Origin of the sequence: Streptomyces exfoliatus (genome assembly GCF_000725545.1) — a bacterium.
Taxonomy (GTDB): domain Bacteria; phylum Actinomycetota; class Actinomycetes; order Streptomycetales; family Streptomycetaceae; genus Streptomyces; species Streptomyces exfoliatus.
Genome location: NZ_JNZP01000120.1, coordinates 1 through 223, shown reverse-complemented (window position 1 = coordinate 223; position 223 = coordinate 1). Strand labels below are relative to the sequence as shown.

Sequence of the window (223 nt, the reverse complement as noted above, 5' to 3'; positions counted from 1 at the left end):
TCTGCTGGTGGGTCTGCTCGTCGCGGGCCACGGGGTGCAGAAGGTCAGTTCGCACCTGGGCGGCAGGGGACTTGAGGGCGGTACGGAGGAGTTCCGCGCGGACGGGTTCCGCGGCGGGGTGCTGACCGCCCTCGCGGCGGGGGGTGGTCAGATCGGATCGGGTCTGCTGCTCGTGGTCGGTTTTCTGACGCCGTTGGCGGCGACCGGTGTCATCGGGGTGATG

1 protein-coding gene is annotated in these 223 nt (G+C 70.4%); it reads left to right on the top strand.

The window, feature by feature from the left end; translation table 11 throughout:
- Window position 1: 1 nt before the first annotated feature.
- Window positions 2–223, top strand: a 222-nt coding sequence (locus IO20_RS0134385) for a DoxX family protein (RefSeq protein ID WP_157850873.1), incomplete at its 3' end; no start/stop codon positions are given.